This is a genomic window from Tabrizicola sp. (assembly GCF_041913445.1).
GTDB lineage: Bacteria > Pseudomonadota > Alphaproteobacteria > Rhodobacterales > Rhodobacteraceae > Tabrizicola.
Genome location: NZ_JAYSFG010000028.1, coordinates 15,198 through 35,510, shown reverse-complemented (window position 1 = coordinate 35,510; position 20,313 = coordinate 15,198). Strand labels below are relative to the sequence as shown.

Annotated in this window: 18 protein-coding genes; 11 read left to right on the top strand and 7 right to left on the bottom strand. The window is 68.0% G+C overall.

All coding sequences use genetic code 11. The features are described from left to right. Window positions 1-52 precede the first annotated feature (52 nt). Entirely contained in the window at window positions 53-1,039 is a 987-nt protein-coding gene (locus tag ACE3Q6_RS20330) for a FecCD family ABC transporter permease (protein ID WP_374436505.1), read from the top strand. Beyond that, complete coding sequence (locus ACE3Q6_RS20325; RefSeq protein ID WP_374436499.1) at window positions 1,036-2,484, top strand: cobyric acid synthase; 1,449 nt, start codon at window positions 1,036-1,038, stop codon at window positions 2,482-2,484. The genes ACE3Q6_RS20330 and ACE3Q6_RS20325 overlap by 4 nt, the downstream gene beginning before the upstream one ends. Window positions 2,485-2,516: 32 nt before the next feature. Here ACE3Q6_RS20325 and ACE3Q6_RS20320 read toward each other — a convergent pair whose 3' ends face one another. Next, window positions 2,517-3,494, bottom strand: coding sequence for a zinc ABC transporter substrate-binding protein (locus ACE3Q6_RS20320; protein ID WP_374436497.1), 978 nt, complete (start codon window positions 3,492-3,494; stop codon window positions 2,517-2,519). A gap of 67 nt (window positions 3,495-3,561) precedes the next feature. On the opposite strand from ACE3Q6_RS20320, the gene ACE3Q6_RS20315 reads away from it, so the two are divergent. The 4 genes from ACE3Q6_RS20315 to ACE3Q6_RS20300 all read left to right on the top strand — a co-directional run bounded on the left by ACE3Q6_RS20315 (window position 3,562) and on the right by ACE3Q6_RS20300 (window position 6,695). After that, window positions 3,562-4,071 carry a Fur family transcriptional regulator gene (locus tag ACE3Q6_RS20315; RefSeq protein WP_374436495.1) on the top strand — a complete coding sequence of 170 codons (510 nt, stop codon included), beginning with the start codon at window positions 3,562-3,564 and terminating at the stop codon, window positions 4,069-4,071. Continuing rightward, window positions 4,068-4,835, top strand: a complete 768-nt coding sequence (locus tag ACE3Q6_RS20310) for a metal ABC transporter ATP-binding protein (RefSeq protein ID WP_374436494.1) — start codon at window positions 4,068-4,070, stop codon at window positions 4,833-4,835. The genes ACE3Q6_RS20315 and ACE3Q6_RS20310 overlap by 4 nt, the downstream gene beginning before the upstream one ends. After that, on the top strand, window positions 4,828-5,610 hold the full coding sequence (locus ACE3Q6_RS20305) for a metal ABC transporter permease (RefSeq protein WP_374436503.1): 783 nt from the start codon (window positions 4,828-4,830) through the stop codon (window positions 5,608-5,610). The genes ACE3Q6_RS20310 and ACE3Q6_RS20305 overlap by 8 nt, the downstream gene beginning before the upstream one ends. Window positions 5,611-5,690: 80 nt before the next feature. Further along, complete coding sequence (locus ACE3Q6_RS20300; RefSeq protein ID WP_374436492.1) at window positions 5,691-6,695, top strand: hypothetical protein; 1,005 nt, start codon at window positions 5,691-5,693, stop codon at window positions 6,693-6,695. A 4-nt stretch (window positions 6,696-6,699) separates the two neighbouring features. On the opposite strand, the gene ACE3Q6_RS20295 is transcribed toward ACE3Q6_RS20300, so the two are convergent. The 6 genes from ACE3Q6_RS20295 to ACE3Q6_RS20270 form a co-directional block, all read right to left on the bottom strand. Next, window positions 6,700-7,500: an ATP-binding cassette domain-containing protein gene (locus ACE3Q6_RS20295; protein ID WP_374436490.1), complete on the bottom strand. Its 801-nt coding sequence runs from the start codon at window positions 7,498-7,500 to the stop codon at window positions 6,700-6,702. Continuing rightward, window positions 7,493-8,362, bottom strand: a complete 870-nt coding sequence (locus ACE3Q6_RS20290) for an ABC transporter ATP-binding protein (RefSeq protein WP_374436489.1) — start codon at window positions 8,360-8,362, stop codon at window positions 7,493-7,495. The genes ACE3Q6_RS20295 and ACE3Q6_RS20290 overlap by 8 nt, the downstream gene beginning before the upstream one ends. After that, window positions 8,359-9,225, bottom strand: coding sequence for an ABC transporter permease (locus tag ACE3Q6_RS20285; protein WP_374436487.1), 867 nt, complete (start codon window positions 9,223-9,225; stop codon window positions 8,359-8,361). Before ACE3Q6_RS20285 ends, ACE3Q6_RS20290 begins: the two co-directional genes overlap by 4 nt. Next, the gene (locus ACE3Q6_RS20280) at window positions 9,218-10,228 is read right to left on the bottom strand and encodes an ABC transporter permease (protein ID WP_374436485.1); all 1,011 of its coding nucleotides are present in this window, start codon (window positions 10,226-10,228) and stop codon (window positions 9,218-9,220) included. The genes ACE3Q6_RS20285 and ACE3Q6_RS20280 overlap by 8 nt, the downstream gene beginning before the upstream one ends. Before the next feature lie 90 nt (window positions 10,229-10,318). Next, window positions 10,319-11,842, bottom strand: coding sequence for an ABC transporter substrate-binding protein (locus ACE3Q6_RS20275; RefSeq protein WP_374436483.1), 1,524 nt, complete (start codon window positions 11,840-11,842; stop codon window positions 10,319-10,321). A 33-nt stretch (window positions 11,843-11,875) separates the two neighbouring features. Continuing rightward, window positions 11,876-13,444 (bottom strand): phytoene desaturase family protein, encoded by a 1,569-nt coding sequence (locus tag ACE3Q6_RS20270; protein WP_374436481.1) that lies wholly within the window; start codon window positions 13,442-13,444, stop codon window positions 11,876-11,878. 130 nt (window positions 13,445-13,574) lie between these two features. Between ACE3Q6_RS20270 and ACE3Q6_RS20265 the strand changes: the two genes are divergently transcribed. From ACE3Q6_RS20265 to ACE3Q6_RS20245, 5 genes are all read left to right on the top strand, one after another. After that, a complete protein-coding gene (locus ACE3Q6_RS20265; RefSeq protein ID WP_374436478.1) occupies window positions 13,575-14,366 on the top strand; it encodes a cyclase family protein in 792 nt (263 codons plus the stop codon). 1 nt (window position 14,367) lies between these two features. Then, window positions 14,368-15,933, top strand: coding sequence for a phytoene desaturase family protein (locus ACE3Q6_RS20260; RefSeq protein WP_374436476.1), 1,566 nt, complete (start codon window positions 14,368-14,370; stop codon window positions 15,931-15,933). Then, on the top strand, window positions 15,930-16,418 hold the full coding sequence (locus ACE3Q6_RS20255; RefSeq protein ID WP_374436474.1) for a MarR family winged helix-turn-helix transcriptional regulator: 489 nt from the start codon (window positions 15,930-15,932) through the stop codon (window positions 16,416-16,418). The genes ACE3Q6_RS20260 and ACE3Q6_RS20255 overlap by 4 nt, the downstream gene beginning before the upstream one ends. Window positions 16,419-16,421: 3 nt before the next feature. Next, window positions 16,422-18,569, top strand: coding sequence for a thiamine pyrophosphate-dependent enzyme (locus ACE3Q6_RS20250; RefSeq protein WP_374436472.1), 2,148 nt, complete (start codon window positions 16,422-16,424; stop codon window positions 18,567-18,569). A gap of 163 nt (window positions 18,570-18,732) precedes the next feature. Next, a complete protein-coding gene (locus ACE3Q6_RS20245) occupies window positions 18,733-20,283 on the top strand; it encodes an indolepyruvate oxidoreductase subunit beta family protein (RefSeq protein WP_374436470.1) in 1,551 nt (516 codons plus the stop codon). Window positions 20,284-20,313: the final 30 nt, after the last annotated feature.

The window sequence follows — 20,313 nt, the reverse complement described above, 5'->3', positions numbered from 1 at the left end:
CGCCACCCCCGCCTCGCCCAGCCTGCGCCTCACGCGCCGGGCGGGCTTTGCGCTGGGTGGCGGCGGGGTCCTGTTCCTTGCCATCCTCCTGGCCGTCTCGGTCGGCGCGGTCTCGGTGCCCCTCTCCACAGTCTGGGGCGTCCTGGCCAACCACCTCATCCCCGGCCTTGTCACGCCCGACTGGTCCCCGGGGCGTGAGGCAATCGTCTGGGACATCCGCTTCCCCCGTGCGCTTCTTGCGGCCCTGGTCGGCGCGGGCCTCGGGATCACCGGAGCCGCCCTCCAGTCCGTGACACGGAACCCCCTCGCCGACCCCCACCTTCTTGGCATTTCGTCGGGCGGGGCCTTCGGGGCCATCGCGGCGCTGCTGCATACGGGCCTCTTCCTCGGCCTCCTCACCGTGCCGCTCATGGCCTTCGGCGGGGCGCTGGCCGCGACGCTTCTGGTCCTGATGATCGCCCGCGTCACGCAAGCGACCAGCGCCGACCGCCTTGTCCTTGCCGGGGTCGCTGTCAGCTTCATCATCATGGCCGGGGCCAACATCCTGATCTTCCTGGGCGATCCCAAGGCCACGCACACCGTCGTCTTCTGGATGCTCGGCGGCCTCGGCCTCGCGCAGTGGAGCCACCTGCTCTACCCGCTCGTCGTCCTGGTCCCCGCCGGGCTTTGGCTCTGGACCCAGGCCCCGGCACTGAACGCCATGTCGCTTGGCGACGAAACCGCCGCCTCGCTGGGCATCCCCGTCGCCCGTTTCCGCCTGACCGTCTTCGTGGCAGGCGCCCTCATCACCGGCGTGATGGTCGCCTTCTCCGGCCTCATCGGCTTTGTCGGGTTGATGATGCCCCACCTCGTCCGCTTCGCCGTGGGCGGCGACAATGCGCGCGTGCTGCCCCTCTCGGCCCTGCTCGGAGCCATCTTCCTCGTCGCCGCCGACACCGTCGCCCGCGTCGTCATGGCACCCGAGGACATGCCCATCGGTGTCGTCACCGGCCTCGTCGGCGGGGTCTTCTTCCTCTGGCTCATGGCCCGCAAGGCATGACCCGCCGCATCATGATCCAGGGCGCCGGCTCGAACGTCGGCAAGTCGATGCTGGTCGCGGGCCTCTGCCGCCTCTTCGCCCGCCAGGGCCTGACCGTGCGTCCCTTCAAGCCGCAGAACATGTCGAACAACGCCGCCGTGGCGGAGGGCGGAGAAATCGGCCGCGCCCAGGCCTTGCAGGCCCGCGCCTGCGGCGTCGCCCCCCACGTCGACATGAACCCCGTCCTCCTGAAGCCCGAGTCGGAGACGGGAGCGCAGGTCATCGTCCAGGGCAAGCGCCTGACCACCGTCCGCGCGAAGGACTATGCCTCCCTCAAGCCGCAGCTGATGGCTCCGGTACTGGACAGCTTCCACCGCCTGCAAGCGCAAGCCGATCTGGTGATCGTCGAAGGCGCAGGCAGCCCGGCCGAGGTAAACCTGCGGGCGAACGACATCGCCAACATGGGCTTCGCCGTCGCCTCGAACACCCCCGTGATCCTGACTGGAGACATCGACCGCGGCGGCGTCATCGCGCAACTTGTCGGCACTCAAGCGGTCCTCGACCCGCAAGACGCCGCCATGATCCGCGGGTTCCTCATCAACAAGTTCCGCGGTGACCCCCGCCTCTTCGACGACGGCTACCGCCTGATCGAGGCGCGCACCGGCTGGCACGGCCTCGGCGTCATCCCCTGGTTCGCCGATGCCCACAAACTCCCCGCCGAGGACGCAGCCGACCTCGGCGGCACCCGCGGGACCGGCGGTTTCCTCATCGCCGTCCCCCACCTGAACCGCATCGCCAATTTCGACGACCTCGACCCGCTCGCCCAGGAACCCGGCGTCACGCTTCGCATCATCAAACCCGGCCATCCCCTGCCGGTGGAGGCCGACCTCATCATCCTTCCCGGCTCCAAGGCCACCATCGCCGACCTGACCCACTTCCGCGCGCAAGGCTGGGACATCGACCTTGCCGCCGCCCTGCGGAGGGGCGCCAAGGTCCTTGGCCTCTGCGGCGGCTACCAGATGCTGGGAACGGAGATCGCCGACCCCGACGGCATCGAGGGCAAACCGGGCTCAGTCCCCGGCCTCGGCCTCCTCGACCTCACAACCGTGATGACCCCAGACAAGCGCGTCACCGAGACCGAGGCCGTCCACCCTGCTTCAGGCACAAAAGTCAGAGGCTACGAAATCCACCTCGGCCGCACCGACGGCCGCGACCGCGCCCGACCCCTCTTCACCGTGAACGGCCAGCCCGAAGGCGCCATCCGCGAGGACGGGCGGGTGATGGGCAGCTATCTCCACGGCATGTTCACCGAAGACGCCTTCCGCCGCGCTTTCCTTGCCAGCCTGGGCGCGACCCCTGGCACTGTCAGCTACGACCGGTCGGTCGAGGAAACGCTCGACGCCCTGGCCGACCATCTCGCGGCCCATGTCGATTGCTCCCGGCTTCTGGATCTGGCGCAAGCGTAGGACGGGCGACATTCCCACCCTACCCCACCGCGTCACTTGCCGGCGCAGCCCGCAACCGTCGTCGCCATGGCTTTCAGAAGCGCAGCATAGGCACCCGGCCCCGCGTCCAGCGACGACCCCACCGGGTCCAGCTCGCCGCCGATCCGGACCGAGGTCCCCTCGGCCAGCTGCTCCACCAGCGCCGGGTCGTGCTGGACCTCGGGGAACATGCAGACCGCGCCCCCCGCCTCCAGTTGATCCCGCAGCTCCGACAGCCGCGCCGCACCGGGCGAGGACGCATCCCCCAGCGCAATGCTGCCCGCGTAGGTAAGCCCGTAGTGGTCTACGAAATAGCCATAGGCATCGTGGAAGGTGACGATGGGCTTGTCCTTGGCTGGGGCGAGCAGGACCGCAATCTCGGCATCCAGCGCCGCGATCTGTTCGGCCGCCGCCTTGGCATTTGCCTCGTAGGTGGCCGCATTGGCCGCATCGATCCGACCCAGTTCGGCGGCAATCAGACCCAGCCAGACCTGCGCGTTGCCGGGATCAAGCCAGGCATGCGGGTCCTCGGATCCGTGGTCGTGGGCGTGATCATGTCCGTCCTCGGCGGCCTTTTCCTCATGCGCGTGCTCATCCTCGTGGGCGTGCTCATCCTCCTGCGCGTGCTCATCCTCATGGGCATGGGCGTCCGCCTTTGCCTCACCGTAGGCCCGCCGCACGGTCCCCTCGGCGTCCAGCAGCGCCAGCGAGGCCGCGCCCTCGGGCCGGCTGTCCATCGCGCCGTCCAGCCAGGGCGTCAGCTCCGGCCCGATCCAGACCACAAGGTCCGCGTCGGCCACCGCCCCCGCCTGGCTGGGCTTCAGCTGGAAGTCATGCTCGTCCGCACCCTTGGCCAGCAAAAGCTCCGGCGCGCCCAGATCGCCCATCACCTGCGCGACCAGCGCATGGACCGGCGGAATATCGGTCACCACCTTCGGCACCTCGGCCAGGGCAGGGGTGGCGGTCGCAAGGAGAGTAATGATATAACGCATCGGGCGGCTTCCTTCTCGCATGGCCCCGCTCTATGTATGTAATATCATAACACGTCAAGAGCCCCAGATGCCCGACCCCCACGACTGCCCCGGCTGCGCGGCGCCTGATCTGGCGTTCGCTGCGCACGACCACGCCCATTGCGCCCATGACGCGCTAGAGCGGGCCGAGGCGCTGACCGCCGCGACGGGGGCACGGATGACCCCGGTCCGTCGCCGGGTGCTGGAGATCCTGCTGGAGGAACACAAGGCGCTTGGGGCCTACGACGTTCTGGCGCGGCTGGCGCAGGAGGGCTTCGGCAACCAGCCCCCCGTCGCCTACCGCGCGCTGGAATTCCTCGTGGAACAGGGGCTTGCGCACCGGATCCAGCGCCTGAACGCCTTTACCGCTTGCGTCCATCCTGGCGAGGACCACGCCCCCGCCTTCCTGATCTGCCGCACCTGCCACATGGTCGCCGAGGCCGAGGCCACCGCCGCCCGCGCCTCGCTGGACGCCGAAGCGGCGAAGGCGGGCTTCCAGGTCGAACGCTCGACCATCGAGGCGCTTGGTCTTTGCCCGAACTGCCGGGGGCAGGCATGAGCCTGATCGCCGCCGACCATGTCTGCGTCCGCTTCGGCGCGGACGAGGTGCTGCACGACATCAGCCTGAAGGTCGATCCGGGCGAGATCGTCACGATTCTCGGCCCCAACGGATCGGGAAAGTCGACGCTTCTGCGCGCGCTGCTGGGGATCGTCCCGGTCGCTCAGGGCCGCATCCTGCGCGAGGCGGGGCTGCGGGTGGGCTACGTGCCGCAGAAGCTGACCGTCGACCGGACGATGCCGATCACCGTGCGCCGCTTCCTGTCGCTGCCGACCCGCGTCTCAGACGCCGCGGCGGCCGAGGCGCTGTCGCGGGTCGGCATGGCAGGCCAGGAAGCCGAGCAGATGACGACCCTGTCCGGCGGGCAGCTGCAGCGCGTCCTTCTGGCCCGTGCGCTTCTCGGCAAGCCGCAGCTTCTGATGCTGGATGAACCGACCTCGGGCCTGGACCAGCCCGGCGAGGCCGCCTTCTACCGCCTGATCGAGGAGGTCCGGGCGGAAACCGGCGCGGCCGTCCTGATGATCAGCCATGACCTGCATGTGGTGATGGCGGCAAGCGACCGGGTGATCTGCCTCAACGGCCATATCTGCTGCGAGGGCACGCCCCGCGTCGTCTCGACCGCGCCGGAGTATCGGGCGCTCTTCGGTCTGGGCACGCAGGGCGCGCTGGCGCTTTACCGTCACGAGCACGACCACGACCATGCCCACGGGGACGGCCATCCGCATCACCACCATCACCACGACCACGAACACGACCATGCTTGACGATTTCCTTGTGCGCGCGGGTCTTGCGGCTGTCGGGTTGTCGCTGGCCACGGGGCCGCTCGGGTCCTTCGTCGTCTGGCGTCGGATGGCCTATTTCGGCGATGCCACCGCCCATGCCGCCGTGCTTGGCGTGGCCTTGGCGCTGGCAACCGACCTGCCCATCGGCATCGGCACCCTGACCGTCGCGCTGGCGATGGCGGTCACTGTTGCGGGGCTCTCCGCCCGGGGCTGGGCGATGGACACCACGCTGGGCGTCCTTGCCCATTCCGCGCTGGCCTTCGGCCTGGTCGCCGTCAGCTTCTTCCCCACCGTGCGCACCGACCTGTCGAGCTACCTTTTCGGCGACATCCTTGCCGTCTCGCGCCCCGAGTTGGGCCTCGTTTGGCTGGGATCGCTGGTCGTCCTGTCCCTTCTTGCCTGGCGCTGGCAGCGGCTTTTGACCGCCACGCTCTCCGAGGACCTTGCCCATGCCGCAGGGATCAACCCGGATAGGGAGCGGCTGGTGCTGGTCCTGGCGCTCGCCCTTGTCGTTGCCGTCGCGCTGAAGATCGTGGGCGCGCTTTTGATCGCGGCGATGCTGATCATCCCGGCCGCCGCGGCGCGCAGCTTTGCCCGCACGCCCGAGGCGATGGCGGGGGCGGCCATCCTTCTGGGGGCGGTCTCGGGCCTTGGCGGCCTTGGGCTCTCGCTTTGGCAGGACACGCCGACCGGTCCCTCGATCATCGTGGTGGCGGCGGCGCTTTTCGCTCTCAGCACGGCGATCCGGCGGGTCTGACGAAAAAACCTTCGGCTTTGCCCGAACCTTGCCAAAATTGATGGCTATCCGTCCTACAAAAGGACAAGGACTGACGCACCGTGTTTCGCCTGATCGGTTTTATCGTGATGTTCACTGCCACGGCTGGTGGCTACCTGTTCTTCGACTACAAGATGTCCGCCCGCTGGTCCGGGCGCGAGGATGCCGAAGGCCTGACCTTCACCGAATACCTGTCCGGCTTCTCTGCGCGGTTCGCAGGTCTTGGCGGATCGGCCGCCGCGGCAGGTCTGCCGACGCAGCTGGTCGACATGCTGCCGAAGCCGCCCGAAGGCTGGACCGTGCGCCCGACCGAGGCGGCGGATGTCGAGGGGTTCCTGCCCAAGTCGACCAAGAAGGCAGACAAGAAGGCCGTCGCCGCCGTGACGAAGATGGGCGAGACGACCGCCGGTTCGGGGACCGAGGTCGCGGCGCTGACCTATGAAAAGGGCGACCGCAAGGTCGTCATCAAGGCGGTCCGCTATCCCAACATCATCTTCACCAGCTTTGCCGCCATGCAGCAGCGGATGGAACTGCAGATGATGACGGCCGAGTTCCGGGGGACGGAGTTCATGACGGTCCGCGGCCTCGACGTGACCGAGGACCTTCTGCCCGAAGGCTTCCGCGGCCGCTACTTCATCGCCGATTTCGGCGCGCAGATCCATCTGCGGGTGCTTGCCCCGAAGCGGATGACCGATGAGGACCTGGTCCCCTTCTTCCAGACGCTGCACGTCAAGGCGCTGAATGCCGGGGTCATCGACAAGGTCGAAGGGCTGGGCGACGTGCCGGTGATCGTGCTGGCCTCGGCCTTGGCGGACGCGGAACGCGAAGCCTATCTCGCTGATGTCGCAGCGCGTGAGGCCGAAGAGGCCGCCCGCGAGGCCCAAAGCCAGGCCGATGCCGCGGCCGCGGGCGAAGCCGAGGCCACGCAGGACAGCGGCGGTTTCCTGGGCGGCCTCTTCGGTGGCAGCGAAGATGCCGAGGCTGCGCCGGAAGAGCCTCCACCGGCCGAGGCCAAGTGCAGCACGGGCAAGGACGGGGTGAAACGCTGCAGCGTCGGCGGCGGCTGACGGGTCAGGACCAGACCTGTCCCGGGTCCGGCAGCGGAATCGCTTCCAGCAATTCCCGCGTATAGGCCGCGCTGGGATCGGCGAAGAGCTCGGCCGTCGGCCTGTCCTCGACGATCGTGCCACGGTGCAGGACGATGGTCCGCTGGCACAGCCGGCGGATCACCGACAGGTCGTGGCTGATAAAGGCCAGCGTCAGGCCCAGGTCCTTCACCAGGCGCTCCAGCAGGTTCAGGACCTGTGCCTGGGATGACACGTCAAGGCCCGAGACGATTTCGTCGGCCAGGATGAAGTCGGGTTCCAGCGCGATGGCCCGCGCGATGCCGACCCTCTGGCGCTGACCACCGGACAGCTCGTGCGGGTAACGGGCGGCAAAGCCTTGCGGCAGGCCCACCTGGTCCAGCGCCGTCGCTACCCGGTCCGGCACCCTGTCGAAGCCGTGCAGGCGCAGCGGCTCGGCGATGATCGTGCCAACCCGGTGGCGCGGGTTCAGCGAGGACATCGGGTCCTGGAAGATCATCTGGAACCGCCGCCGCAGCGGCCGCAGCGCGGCTTCCTCCAGATCGGTGATGTCGGTCCCGTCGAAGCGGACCCTCCCGCCCGAGGGTCGCAAGAGCCGCACCAGCACGCGCCCCAGCGTCGACTTGCCCGACCCCGACCCGCCGACGATCCCCACGACGGCCCCCCTGGGAATGGTGAAGTTCAACCCGTGCAGGATCTCGATATGCGGGGCCGCTCCGAACAGGCGCTTCGCCGTCATGTCCGCCAACGAAAGGCGCAAGTTCTCGACGCTGTAAAGATCAGCCATGCGCGCCCCCCCGGTCGAAAGCGGCCACCTCGGCCTGGACCGCAGCGATCACCACATCCGGCACCGGCTGCAGGCCCGCCGAGGGATCGGTGTATCTGGGCGTCGCCGCCAGAAGCGCGGCCGAATAGGCATGGCGCGGGGCGGCGAAGAACTCCGCCACCGAGGTATCTTCGACCACCATCCCCGCGTACAGCACCGAAAGTTTCTGGCAGACCTTCGAGACCACCCCCAGGTCGTGAGTCACGAACAGCAGCGCAGTGCCATGAAGCGCCTGCATCCCCGCGATGAGCTTCAGGATCTGCTTCTGGACAGTGACGTCCAGCGCCGTGGTCGGCTCGTCCGCGACGATCAGCTTCGGCTCGGCCGCGAAGGCGCTGGCGATCAGGATCCGCTGGCGCATCCCCCCGGACAGTTCATGCGGGTAGGACCGCAGCACCCGGTCAGGGTCCGGGATCTGCACCTCGGCCAGAAGCTCCCGCGCGCGGGCGTCGGCCTTGGCGCGGGTCCAGCCCAGGATGTCTACCAGCCGGTCGGTGATCTGGGGGCCAATCCGGTGACTGGGGTTCAGCGCTGTCAGCGGGTCCTGCGGGATCAGCGCCGCCTGCGCGCCGATCCGGCGCCGTCGTTCCGCGGGCTTCAGGCGCAGCAGGTCCACCCCGTCCAGAAGGATCTCACCCCCGGTCACCTCGATGGACGGCGGCAGGATCCCCAGCACGGCTTTGCCGATCATCGACTTGCCCGCCCCGGATTCGCCCACCAGTCCCCGCACCTCGCCCGCCGCCACGTCCAGCGACACGCGGCGCAGCAGAGGCGGACCCTTCTTCAGCCGGACCGACAGATTGCGGATGGAAAGGAAGCTCATCGCAGCACCGGATCGAAGCGGTCCTTCAGCCCCTCGCCCAGCTGGCTGAAGGCAAGGACGGTCAGGAACAGCGTGACCAGCGGGAAGACCAGCACCCACCAGGCCTGGTGCACCGAGGTGCGCCCCTCGGCGATCATCCCGCCCCAGGTGGGGTCGTCGGTCGAAATCGACAGGTTCACGAAGGAAAGGATCGCCTCGACGATGACGGCGATGCCCATCTCCAGGGTCAGAAGGACAACGATGGTCGGCAGGACGTTCGGCAGGATCTCCCGCACCATCGTCCCAAGCCGACCCCGCCCCGCGACCCGGGCCGAGGCGACATAGTCCATCGCGCCCTGCGCCATTGCCTCGGCCCGGACGACGCGGGCGAAGCGGGTCCAGTCGATGACGACAATGGCGATGATGATCGAGATCAGGCCGGGGCCAAGCACCGCGATCAGCAGGATCGAGAACAGGACCGGCGGAAACGCCATCCAGATGTCGATCAGGCGCGAGATCACCATGTCGACCCAGCCGCGCAGGAAGCCCGCAAGCAAGCCCAGCGTGGCCCCGATCAGGCAAGTGATCGTCCCCGCCACCAGCGCCACCATCAGCGCAAGCCGCGCACCGTGGATGATCCGGCTCAGGACATCGCGGCCCAGCGAGTCCGTTCCCAGCCAGTAGCCGGGCTCCGCTCCCTGAACCCAGAAGGGCGGCAGGCGGCCCAGGAACAGGTCCTGCGCCAGCGGGTCCTTCGGCGCGATCCAGGGGGCCAGAAGCGCCACGATGCACAGCAGCCCCAGCCACACGGCCGACAGCCAAAGCCGCAGCCCCGCCCGGCGGCGGACCAGCGACCGCCCGTCGATGGATTTCGCCTCAGCCATGCCGCAGCCTCGGATTCAACACGGTGTAAAGAAGGTCCACGATCAGGTTCACCGCCGTGAAGATCACTGCGAACAGGATCACGATGCCCTGGATCAGCGGCAGGTCGCGGTTGATCACAGCGTCGATGGCCATGTTGCCAAGACCTTCGTAGGAAAATAGCCGCTCGATGATCACCGTGCCACCGATCAGGAAGGTGAACTGCACCCCCACCAGCGTCAACGTCGGCAGGGCAGCGTTCCGCAGCGCCTCGCGCAGGATGACCCGGGTCTCGCCATAGCCCTTGGTGCGGGCAAGGGTGACGTAGTCGAGGTTCATCGTCTCTTTCAGCGATTGCTTCAGCAGCTGCCCGATGATCGCCGCCAAGGGGATCGCCAGCGCCAGCGCGGGCATGAACATGTGACTGACGATGTCGGCCCAAAGGTCGAAGCGCAATCGGATCAGGCTTTCGAACAGGTAGAACTCGGTGGTGAAGGGCAGCTCCAGGCTGGGCGTGACCCGGCCCGAGATGTGGAAGACGGGCATCAGCACGCCGAAGAGCAGGATCAGCACCAGCCCCCACAGGAAATCCGGCACCGAAAGGGCCATGCCGTTGGCCACGTCGATGGCCCCTTCCGTCCGCCCGCCGCGGAACCGCGTCCCGGTCAGCGCCGCCGCGCCGCCCAGGATCATCGCCATGACCAGGGCCATGATCGAAAGCTCCAGCGTCGCGGGCAGGCGGCCCAGCACCAGGTCCAGGACCGGCTGGCGGGTGGTGATCGAGGTGCCGAAATCGCCCTGCAGGACTCCCGCCACCCAGATGCCGAACTGGGTGATCAGCGGCTTGTCCAGGCCGTAAAGCGCCGAGAGGCGCGCGATGTCCTCCTCCGTCGCGCCGGGGGGCAGCATCATGGCGATGGGGTTTCCGGGCACGACCCGGATCACGAAGAACACGATCACGGCGACACCGGCCAGGGTGATGGCGGTGGTGGCAAGCCGCACAAGAAGAAGTCTCAGTACCTGCACGATGAATGGCCCCGTCCGGGCCCCCTTTCATCTTTGCGGAAATATCCCGCGGGGGTCCGGGGGGCGCGAAGCCCCCCGGGGGGTTGGGCCTTACGCGCGCTTCATCAGGTGCGGCAGAAGCGACCCGCTCGCATGCGGCGTCACCACCACGCCCGGGGCATGCAGGATCGGCTGGACGTACTGCAGAAGCGGAATCACCAGCGCGTTCTCGGCGATGTAGCGGTCCACCGCCTTCCAGCCCTCAATCCGCTTCGCCTCATCCGCCTCGCCCCACAAGGGCCCGATCATGCCGATCAGGTCCTCGCCGTCCCAGACGCTGTGCGGCGAGGGGCCGAACATCGCAAAGCCCGTCGAAGTCGTCGGATCGCCCACCGAGTTGCCCCAGTTGTAGAAGGCCGCCGGGGCCAGCTGGTCCGCGGCGCGCAGCTCGTAGTGCTTGGCGATCTCGTAGACCTCGATCTCGGCCTCGATCCCGACCTTGCGCCACAGGCCCACGATGGCCTGCACCATCTCGTAGTCCTTGGGCTTGAAGCCCTTGGTGGTCTGGATCTTGAACTTGACCGGGTTCTCGGGGCTGTAGCCCGAGGCCGCGAGCAGCTCGATCGCCTTCGCCTCGTCGTAAGGCACGCTAATCGAGGCGTCGAACGCGTCGTATTCGGGGGTCTGCAGGGTGTCGATCTTCACGCCGTAGCCCGACAGCAACCGGTCGATGATCGCCTGCTTGTCGATGGCATGGGCCGCGGCCTTGCGGACGTTCGGGTCGGTCATCACCTCGATGTCGTTCAGGAAGATCATCCCGATGTCGCTGATCGGCGCGGCGACCCCGGCCAGCGGCCCGCCCTTCAGACGGTCGTATTCCTCGTATGGCATCTCCAGCGTGACGTGGGAGTTGCCCGATTCCACCTCGGCCACCCGGGCGGCGGCGTCGGGGACGAACTTGATCGTCACCGTGTCGAAGTCGGGCTTGCCGCCCCAGTAGTTGGCGTTGGCCTTCAGACGGACGAAGGCGTTGCGCTCGAACTTCTCGACCATGTACGGGCCGGTGCCGATGGGGGCGGCCTCGAAGCCCTCGGGCCCGACCTTCTCGTAATAGGCCTTGGGCAGGACATAGCCGGTCAGGAAGTACATCCATTTGAAGATCGTCGGGTCGAACTGGGCCACATCGGCGATGACCTTGTTGCCCTCGACCCGGTGGTTGGTCAGCGTGCCCCAGACGAACTGGATCGGGCTCCCCGTCTCGGGCTTGGCCACACGGGCCAGGTTCCAGGCCACGTCCTCGGCGGTGAAGGGCGAGCCGTCATGCCAGGTCAAGCCCTCGCGCACGGTCATCCAGACCTGCTTCTTGTCGTCGCTCCAGCCCCATTCCGTCAGAAGGCCCGGCGCAGGGGACAGGTCAGGCTGCTGCAGGATGTACTGATCGAAGACCGACTGGTAGAGGCCTTGGATCGTCGGGTTCACCGCGCTCGGGCCCACGGTCGGGTCCCAAGAGGGCAGGTTGACGTTGTAGGCGATGACCAGCTCGTCGATGGCTTGCGCAAAGGACGGCAGGCCGATGCTGCCTGCGGCCATCGTGGCGGCTGAGAGCTTCAGAAGGCTCCGGCGGTTAAGGTTCATGGTCGTTTTCCCTGTTGGTTTGTTCGTTGGTCGTCAGTTGCCGGCGAGTTTCCGCGCCAGAAGGTATCCGGGGCCCGCCCCCGTCCCCGCGCCCGGCCAGACGGCCGCGCCGGTGAGGTGTAGGTTGGCGATCGGTGTCGCGCCGTCGGCATGGCCGCGCGCGGGACGGAAAAGGAAATGCTGCGACAGGTGATGGCTGCCGCAAACCTGGTCGCCGCCGACGAGATTGGGGTTCTCGGCCTCCAGCTCCAGCGGTGTGACGATGCGGCGGGCGAGGATCTTTGCCCGGGTGCCCGGGGCGTGGGCCTCCAGGATGTCCAGCGCGCGGTCGGCAAAAGGCTCGGCGGCGATGGCCCAGTCGGTCGCGCTGAACTCTCCCTTCGCGTCGCCCAGGATAGTGCCCGGCGCCATGCGGACCTGCACCCAGAGGACATGCTTCCCCTCGGGCGCGCGGGAGGGGTCGAAGGCGGTGGGCTGGCCGACGACGAGGATCGGCTCGTCGGGAAGAAGGCCCGCCTGCGCCTGGGCATAGGTCCGTGCCATCTGGTCCAGGCTGGGGGCCAGGTGGACATAGGCGAAGCGCTTCAGCTGCTCCCCCGCGCGCCAGTCGGGAAGCGCGTCCATCGCCAGATGGATCATCATGGTGCCAGGCGCATGGCGGAACCCGTCCATGGCCTTGTCAAACGCCGGAGTGGTCCCGCCCGTCAGCTTCCGCAGGCCCTTCGGCGAGGTCCCCGCGATCACCGCCTTCGTCGCTATGATCCGCCGACCGTCGGCCAGCTCGATCCCGGTGGCGCGTCCCCCCTCACGCAGGACGCGGGCGACCGGAGCCCCCGTCTCGACCACGCCGCCCCGCGCGGTGATCGCCGCGACCAGCGCCTTGACGATCGTGTCCGCGCCGCCCTTGCCGATGACCATGCCGAAGGCTTGCCCCGCCATGCCCTCCAGATACGGAAACATCGCGCCCCCCGCGACGTCGGGCGCGAAGTCGAGGTGCATCCCCCAGGCCCCGAGAAGCGCCCGGATGTGGGGATGCCGGAACGTCTCCTCCAGCCAGGCGCGGGGTGAGGACAGAAGGAACCGGCCCATGTCCAGCGTGCCGGCCATCCCCTTGGCGCGCAACGTTTTGAACACGAAATATGCAAGCGCACGGAGTTTCATCTCTGACCCCAGAAGGCCGAAGAGATGCGGGGCCTCCGCCCCGAATCGGCCGGTCAGCCCCTCCCACGTCTCGGCATCCTCTGCAGACAAGGCCCGGAACGCCGCGAGCGTCTCGTCCCCCACGGTCGACACACCGGCCCAGGTTCCATCCGGGAAGGACGAGGAAAACGGCCGGTCCACCGGCACGAATTCGCAGCCGTGCCGCGCCAGTTCGGCGCCATATGCCTTGAAAAACGGGCTTCCAGCGAAAAGGGACAGGTTCATCGCCGCCCAGTCGTGGCGAAAGCCGGGCAGCGTGTATTCCCCGGTCTTCACCGCCCCACCCGCGACCGAGGCCTGTTCGAAGACGCCGACCTTCCAGCCCTTCGCGGCAAGGTGCAGCGCGGCGGCAAGCGTGTTGTGGCCCGCCCCGATCAGGACTGCATCGAAGGTTCCGGCCATGCTTCCCCCGCCAGATTGACGCAGGGATATTTGCAAATGCATTTAAATCTGTCTAGCATGATTCCAAGACGACCGGGGCAACACCCGGCATGGGCCTAGCCGGACGGGTCCGGCCAACAGGGAGAGTGTGATGACTTCAGCGAACGTGCTGCAATCCTTGGCGGGGATGCTCGCCTCGGGCGGGATCGAGGTGGTGGACTGCTCGGGCGTGCTGGGCCCGGAAACGCCGCTTCTGAAGCTGCCGCCGGATTTCGCCAAGGACACCCCGCCGATCAAGATCCACCGGATCAGCGAATACGACAAGGACGGCCCGTTCTGGGCGTGGAACTGGCTGGAGCTTGGCGAACACTCCGGCACCCACTTCGACGCACCGCACCACTGGATCACCGGCAAGGACTATGCCGACGGCTACACCGACACGCTGGACGTGCAGCGGCTGGTGGCGCCGGTCAACGTGCTGGACTTCTCCAAGGAATGCGCGGCGGATCCGGACTTCCTTCTGACCATCGACCACGTGAAGGCGTGGGAGGCCAAGCACGGGGCCATCGGCAAGGGCGAATGGGTCGTGCTGCGGTCGGATTGGGACAAGCGCGCGCATGATGAAAACCTTTTTCTGAATGCCAATGAGACCGGGCCGCACACCCCGGGACCGACTGCCGAGGTGATCGAGTATCTCCTGTCGAAGGGCATCGTCGGCTGGGGTAGCCAGTGCATCGGTACCGACGCGGGCCAGGCCGGCGGCATGACCCCGCCCTTCCCGGCGCACAACCTTCTGCACAAGAACAACTGCTTCGGCCTGGCCAGCCTTGCGAACCTCGACAAGCTGCCGGCGAAGGGCGCGATCCTCATTGCCGCGCCCCTGAAGATCAAGCAGGGCACCGGCTCTCCCATCCGGGCGCTGGCTTTGGTTCCGCGCGGGTAAGATGCGGCCCGATCACGTCATCATCGGCAGCGGGATCAACGCGCTGGTCGCCGGGGCGATGCTTGCCCTGAAGGGCGACCGCGTGCTGCTTCTGGAACGCGAGGCAGTCCCCGGCGGCTGCCTGCGGACCGAGGAGATCACGCTTCCGGGCTTCCACCATGACGTGATGGCCGCAACCTGGGTCCTGTTCATGACCTCACCGGCGGGGGCCGCGCTTGGCCCCCACCTTGCCCGGCATGGCTTCGACTACTGCCACACGCCACACCCGACCGCCGTCCTGCGCCCGAACGGCGAGGCACTGGTGCTGACGACGGACCGGGCGAAGAACATTGCCGCCTTCAACGCGCTGGTCCCCGGCGACGGCGACGCCCATGCCCGCGACGTGGGCGGGATCGAAGCCGATGCACCCTTTCTCTTTGCCCTGCTCGGCGGATCGCTCTGGTCCTGGCCCACCGCGAAACTCCTCTGGGGCCAGGTCCGCAAACGCGGCCTCCGTGGGCTGGCCGCGTGGTTCGGCAAGGCCCTCGTTCCGGCGCGGGGATGGCTCGAGACGACCTATACCTCTCCCACCGTCCAGGCGCTTTATGCCCCTTGGGTCCTGCACTGCGGGCTGACCCCGGAAAGCACCTATTCCGGCCAGATGGGCAAGGTCATCGCCTTCGCGCTCGAGGCAGCCGGCGCGCCGATCCTGAAAGGCGGGTCGGGGGCCGGCGTGGCCGCCTTCAAGGCGCTGATCGAGGAGAAGGGCGGGGAAATCCGCTACAGCGCCGATGTCGACCGCATCCTTGTCCGGGACAGCAAGGTGCGCGGCGTGGCCCTGGCCTCGGGCGAAGAGATCGCCTGCCCCTCCGTCCTCGCCTCGGTCGCGCCGGGGCAGCTGCAGGACCGCCTCCTGCGCGACGTGAACCTACCCGAGGACAAGGCCGCCGCCCGCACCTTCCGGCACGGCCGCGGAAACTTCCAGCTGCACTATGCGCTGGACGCCGCGCCGGAATGGCTGACGCCCGGGCTCGACCAGGTGGCACTGATCCACCTTGCCGACGGGATCGACAGCGTCTCCAAGGCCTCGAACGAGGCCGAACGCGGGATGCTGCCCGCCACCCCCACGATCTGCGTCGGCCAACCCCACCGGCTCGACCCCTCGCGCTGCCCCGACGGCAAGGCGATCCTCTGGCTCCAGATCCCCGATGCGCCGCGTGTGGTGAAGGGCGATGCTGCAGGCGAGATCGCCACCACCGGCACATGGGACGAAGCGACCCGCGAAGCCTTCGCCGACCGGATCGAGGGCATCCTGAAGCGCCACATCAAGGACTTCGACGCGATCAAGCTCGCGCGCCGGGCCTACTCGCCCGCCGACCTGGAACGGATGAACATCAACCTCGTCGGTGGCGACCCCTATGGCGGGCTCTGCTCCATCGACCAGTTCTTCATCTTCCGCCCCTTCGCCCATTCGACCAATGGCACCAACCTGGTCCGCGGCTTCACCCATATCGGCGCCTCGACCCACCCGGGCCCCGGCCTTGGCGGCGGCTCGGGCTTCCTTGCGGCGAAAAGGCTTGGCGCATGACCGACCAGTCGCCCCCGGAAAAGCCGCCCGAAACCCTGCCGCAGCTGGGCGAGATCGGCCTCACGAACTACGCGCCCTACCTGATGAACCGCATCATGGGCCGTTACAACGCCTCGCTCCGCGACGAGATGGCCGACCTTGGCCTGACGACGCCGAAGATGCGCGCGCTGGCGGTCCTGTCGGTGATCGAGGGCCCGCTGATCCGCGAACTGGCCGTCTATTCCGTCGTCGAACAGTCTACCCTCTCCCGCGCCTTGGACCAGCTGGCCGCCGAGGGCCTGATCCGCCGCGAATCCGACGCCAGCGACAGCCGCGCCACCCGCGTCTTCATCACCGAGACCGGCCGCGCGCGCTTCCAGACCCTCTGGCCCCGCATGGCCGAGGCGCACGACCGCATGTTCCGCGGCATCCCCGCCGACGAGCGGCGCGCCTTCGTCGGCACGCTGCAGAAGATGCTGACCAACATCCGCAAGCACGAGATCTGAGACATGGCCGAACGTTCCTTCAAGGCCGAAGTCGAACACCTGCGCAAAGGGGAAGGCGACACCTTCACCGGCGAGGGCATCCTGGCGATCACCAAGGCGCTGCTGGAAAACGGCGTAGGCTATGTCGGCGGCTACCAGGGCGCGCCGATCAGCCATCTGATGGACGTCCTCGCCGATGCCGAGGACCTGATGTCCGAGCTCGGCATCCGGTTCGAGGCCAACGCCAACGAGGCGGCGGCGGCGGCGATGCTGGCGGCCTCGGTCCATTATCCGATCCGGGGCGCGGTGACGTTCAAGGGGTCCGTGGGCGTCAATGTCGCCTCGGATGCCTTGGCGAACCTGGCGTCGTCGGGCGTCAACGGCGGCGCGCTGATCATCGTCGGCGAGGATTACGGCGAAGGCTCCTCGATCATGCAGGAGAGGTCGCACGCCTTCGCGATGAAGTCGCAGTTCTGGCTTCTGGACCCGCGCCCGAACCTGCCCTCCATCGTGCAGGCGGTGCGGGACGGATTCGAGCTGTCCGAGGCTTCGAACACCCCCGTCATGCTGATGGTCCGCATCCGGTCCTGCCACGTCACTGGCAGCTTTCAGACCCGCGACAACCAGCGCCCCAAACTCTCCGTCAAGGACGCGCTGTCGAACCCGCAATCCGACTTCGCCCGCGTCGTCCTGCCGCCGATGTCCTTCGCGCACGAGCAGGACAAGATCAAAAACCGTTGGCCCGCCGCCGAGAAGTTCATCCGCGACCGCAAGTTGAACGAGGTCTTCGGGCCTGCGACCGCCCCCGTCGGCATCGTCCTGCAAGGCGGCATGTACAACGGCGTCATCCGTGCGCTGCAACGGCTTGGTCTGGCGGACATCTGGGGCAACACCGAGGTGCCCCTCTACGTCCTGAACGTCACCTACCCCCTTCTGTCATCGGAATTCCTGGAGTTCTGCGAGGGCAAGGACCAGGTCCTGGTGATCGAGGAAGGCCAGCCCGAGTTCATCGAACAGCAGCTGTCGACCTTCCTCTACCGCGCCGGGTCGCAGGTCAAACTGCGCGGCAAGGGCATCCTGCCGATGGCAGGCGAATACACCGGCCAGGTGATGCTGGACGGGATCGCGGCCTTCCTGAAAGAGGCTGCGCCCGACATGCTACCCGCGCTGGTCCGCGCGCCCAACGAGGACAGGCCGAAGATCCCGGACCTGACCAAGACCGTCCCGATCCGGCCGCCCGGTTTCTGCACCGGCTGCCCCGAACGCCCGATCTTCGCCGCGATGAAACTGGTGCAGAAGGAAACCGGGAAGCTCCAGATCAGCGCAGACATCGGCTGCCACCTCTTCGGCTCGCTCCCGCCGTTCGAGATCGGCGGGGCGACGATGGGCTACGGCCTCGGCCCCGCCGCCAACGCTGCCTTCGACGGGGGCGGGGAACGCCGCCCGGTGTCGATCATCGGCGACGGCGGGTTCTGGCACAACGGCCTCAGCTCCAGCTTCACCAACATGGCCTTCAACAAGTCCGATGGCGTGGCGGTGATCGTCGACAACTACTACTCCGCCGCGACGGGGGGGCAGGACATCATGTCCTCCCGCGCGGACAACCCGACGAAGGCCACCAAGCACCCGATCACCAAGGCGCTGAAGGGCATCGGCATCGACTGGGTGCGGCAGGTCGACCGCACCTACGACGTGGGCCGCATGCGCGACGTGCTGCGCGAGGCGCTGACGACCGACACAACCGGCCCCAAGGTCATCGTCGCCTCGTCCGAATGCATGCTGAACAAGCAGCGGCGCGAGAAGCCCTTGGCCGCAAAAGCCATCAAGGAAGGCCGCCGGGTGGAGGCCCCGCGCTTCGGCGTCGACGAAGACGTTTGCACCGGCGACCACGCCTGCATCCGCCTGTCGGGCTGCCCTTCGCTGACCCTGAAGAAGCTTGACGATCCACTACGGGATGATCCGGTGGCGTCGATCGACCAAAGCTGCGTCGGCTGCGGCAACTGCGGCGAGGTGGCGGACGCCGCCGTCCTTTGCCCCTCCTTCTACCGCGCCGATGTGGTCCACAACCCGTCCAAATGGGAGGCGAAGAGGGCCGCTTTCCGGGCCAAGGTCATCGGTTGGCTCCAATCCCGCCGTGCCGCGCGCCGCCTGGCCTTCGAGGGCACGGCATGACGCCCGCAGCCCCCCACCCCCATCCCCTCCCCACAAGGGGGGAGGGGCGCCGCCCCGGTCCAGCCACGCGCACCACCTGCACAGCCGGGCTCCTCCCTCCCCCCGCGTGGGGGAGGGCTGGGGAGGGGGGGCACCCGGCCAGCCAAAGCAGCAAGGGCCGGACATGAGCCTTCAGGAAACCTTCAGCCCCCGCCAGGCCGACCCGCGCCTCTCTGGCATCATCAAGCTCGCCATCCTCGCCGTCGGCGGCCAGGGCGGCGGCGTGCTGACCGGCTGGATCGAGGATGTGGCCCGGTCGCAGGGATACGCCGCGCAGGCCACATCCGTCGCGGGCGTCTCGCAGCGGACCGGTGCCACGGTCTACTACGTCGAAATGGCCCCGCAGAAACCGGGCGAACCCGTCCCGGTCTTCTCCCTCATGCCCGCCCCCGGTGACGTCGACATCATGATCACCGCCGAGATGATGGAGGCCGGTCGCGCCATCATCCGCGGCTTCGTCACGCCGGACCGGACCACGCTGATCACCTCCACCCACCGCGCGCTGGCCGTGTCGGAGAAGATGGTCCCCGGCGACGGCATCGCCTCCTCGGACGAAGTCATGGCCGCCGCCGAAATCGCCGCCCGCCGCGTCATTGCCGCCGACTTCGACGCGCTGGCGATCCGGAACGGCTCGGTCATCTCGGCCTCGCTTTTCGGAGCCCTCGCCGGGGCCGCCATCCTCCCCTTCCCGCGTGAGGCCTTCGAGGCCGCGATCAAGGCGGGTGGCAAGGGCACGGAAGCCTCGCTCAAGGCCTTCGCGGCGGCCTTCGACATCGCGGCGAACCCAAAGCCCGACGTCCCCCCCGAACCGCAAGCGACGCCCCAACTCAAGGTCCGGGGTCCCGCCCGCCTTGTCGCGGAATGGGACCGCCTTGCCGCCCGCGCCGCCGCCCTGCCCGCCCCTGTCGCGGAACTCGCCCTCCCCGGCCTGCGCAAGGTGGTGGACTTCCAGGATCTCCGCTACGGCGAGGAATACCTCGACCGCCTGGCCGGAGTGCTGGCCAGGGACGACGCCGCCCACGGCTGGGTGCTGTCGCGGGAAGCCGCGAAATACATCGCCAACGCGCTGGCCTATGACGACATCATCCGCGTCGCCGACCTCAAGACCCGCGCCCGCCGCTTCGACCGTATCCGCAGCGAAATGCGGGTGAAGGACGCCAACGTCCTGCAACTGACCGAGTTCTTCCACCCCCGCGCGCAAGAGATCGTCGGCATGTTCCCCGCCCGCCTTGGTGCGAAGCTGGAAGCCGACCCGAAATGGATGGCGCGCCTGACCCGCTGGTTCGACAAGGGCCGACGGCTCCGCACCGACAGCCTGCCCGCCTTCCTGACGCTGCATATCCTGGGCGGCCTGAAAGGCTGGCGCCGTCGCACCCTGCGCCATGCTCAGGAGCAGGCGCATCTCAGCCATTGGCTGGAGACGGCACTGGCGGAAACCAACCGCAACTACGACCTCGCCGTCGAGCTGATCCGCTGCCGCCGCCTCATCAAGGGCTACTCCGACACCCACGTCCGGGGCTACGCGAAGTTCGACCGCGTGCTCGCCGCCACCGCCCGTATCGCCACCCGCGACGACGCCGCCGACTGGTGCCGCCGCTTGCGTGAGGCCGCCCTGCAGGACGAAGAAGGCAAGGCGCTGGACGGCGCGATCCGCACCATCGACAGCTTCGCCTGAAGGCAAAGGGGGCGTCGCCGCCCCCTTCTG